The sequence below is a fragment of the Bartonella sp. MU70NMGDW genome (assembly GCF_042194085.1).
GTDB classification, from domain to species: Bacteria; Pseudomonadota; Alphaproteobacteria; order Rhizobiales; family Rhizobiaceae; genus Bartonella; species Bartonella grahamii.
The window spans coordinates 1-838 of record NZ_JBHIMK010000509.1; the positions used below are offsets into that span (position 1 = coordinate 1).

Genomic DNA, 838 nt, shown 5'->3' on the forward strand with positions numbered 1-838 from the left:
CGCAAAAAATTTAAAGCAGGGATCCCCAATGATGCTATTGTTGGTAAAATCGAACCAGCAATATAAGCACCAGAAGATAACCATGGATGTTTCTTTTCCAAAGCTTTTTGGTAAGCACGTTCTTTGGCTACTCTTCTATTATAGATTTCTTCGGCTTTTTTATCGCCGCTCCAATAATCCGTAAAACCCGCTTCATTCGCCGCTTGTATCTCATCACTATAACCTGCCGTGAGACCAGATATAAGGTGGCTCCAAACCGCACGCGTCTTGCTCCAATCCTTGCCATCAAGTGGAGAAGAATCTGGTGTACTTGATTGATCTACTGTACTTTGTTGACTTTCAGAAAAAGAATTAGATAGCTTTGCAATCTCAGACGGGTCTTCAACTACGCGAAAACGCGTTCCATTTTTAGAATATACATATTGAGAAGAGGACGAAGAAAAACTGTTAGCATGTGATCTTATAATTTTTTCAATTTCATCAGGGTCTTCAACTACGCGGAAACGCGTTCCATTCTTAGAGTATACATATTGAGAATTAATCTCACCAGAAGCTTTATAAGGGTCCATTACTATTTCTCCTTAACAAGAATTTTACCACTGGAACTATCTATAAAATAAGGCACGTTATCCTTAATAGATGCCTCTTCTAAACTCATTTTTGGTAACTGATTACTATGTTCTTGCTGTGGAGCTTTAGAATGCGGCTGTGATGTAACCTTATCAACATTCTCTTGCGTTAATGCAATGCTACTGTTTTCTAGCAAATCCAATACGTCTGATTTCATCTTACCCAAAATCTCATGGATTTTTTTCAACCTAAACAAGAGCTCTTTATG

The 838-nt window shown here is 38.1% G+C and carries 2 pseudogenes; both read right to left on the minus strand.

The annotated features are described in order from the left end of the window. Positions 1 to 569, minus strand: a pseudogene (locus tag ACFIKE_RS11870) (glycine zipper family protein); the annotation flags it as partial. Between the two features lie 2 nt (positions 570 to 571). Continuing rightward, a pseudogene (locus tag ACFIKE_RS11875) lies at positions 572 to 838 on the minus strand (hypothetical protein); the annotation flags it as partial.